We start from the raw sequence: 900 nt of genomic DNA, 5'->3' as shown, positions 1-900 counted from the left end.
CTTTGTGCCTCTCTGAATTATTCAGATAGTACTGAACCTTCTACATTGGCTTTTGTTTTCATCGTATGGTAGGCATCTTTTGGTTATCAGAGGTCACAATTCTTCCATACAATTTACGTTTTTGTATTTCGATAAGAGTATCTTCGTTATCGCTTAAATTTCTGACCATTTGTAGCTTTATATATTCATTTTGGAGCATGGCTGACATGGTCTTGATGCGTGTTTGCAGTTCGAAAACTTCTTTCAGATCTTTTGTTTTATCTATATTATTTAAGAAATCGACAATTTGTGTAAAGCGGTTTTCTGCGTCTTGGAAAGTTTGCAAACTTACAGCTTTATCGACAATTCCACTATATTTAAGACGCGTATTAATTATTGTGCGCATCTCATGAAGCGGCAATGACCAGAAGTCGAACCTTCTCTCTTCATGAAGAACAGAATTGACAAGCTCTGCAAATTGCCCAGTATTTACGCTATTGTAGTGGTAGGTCGGTTTTGGGTAGATAGAAGGCGAATCTTGTATGAAAAAACTCTTGTTCTCTCCTATTGTTGGTTTTTGTATTCTATTTCCTGTTATAGACTGATGGATTTTTTTCGCGTTTTCGATCTGGTTTTCGTTTGTTTTAATTTGTTCTTTTAACAACTCAATAATTGTCAGATAGTCTGCTTTTGAAACAGGGAAAGGACTTTGAACAGTCGGACCTTGAGTCCCAGAACCCCAACTAAAGTTAGACGTTAGAGTTAAATTTATTATTCCCAAAAAGGTAATCATTCCTGTTATAATAAATCTCTTTTTCATCTGTCTCCTCTTTTCACCTGTCTCCTCGCTTGATTTCGGCAGGGATTGTTTTATTAATAGGCACACGGTTCCTATCATTGGGCTGTTTTAGCTTTGGTGCT

At 36.4% G+C, this 900-nt stretch carries 1 protein-coding gene and 1 pseudogene; both read right to left on the bottom strand.

Annotation, left to right across the window (positions count from 1 at the left end; translation table 11 throughout):
• Positions 1-58: 58 nt before the first annotated feature.
• On the bottom strand, positions 59-799 hold the full coding sequence (locus tag ACFIJ8_RS08430; RefSeq protein WP_375639385.1) for a type IV secretion system protein: 741 nt from the start codon (positions 797-799) through the stop codon (positions 59-61).
• Positions 800-812: 13 nt separating this feature from the next.
• Positions 813-900, bottom strand: a pseudogene (locus ACFIJ8_RS08425) (TrwH protein); the annotation flags it as partial.

The organism is Bartonella sp. MF74HXZ, from assembly GCF_042194445.1.
Taxonomy (GTDB): domain Bacteria; phylum Pseudomonadota; class Alphaproteobacteria; order Rhizobiales; family Rhizobiaceae; genus Bartonella; species Bartonella grahamii.
This window is presented reverse-complemented; position numbering and strand designations above follow the sequence as displayed.

What these genes read in the sequence shown, in the direction of transcription:
- ACFIJ8_RS08430 (WP_375639385.1), bottom strand. Translation starts at nt 799, where the DNA reads ATGAAAAAGAGATTTATTATAACAGGAATGATTACCTTTTTGGGAATA.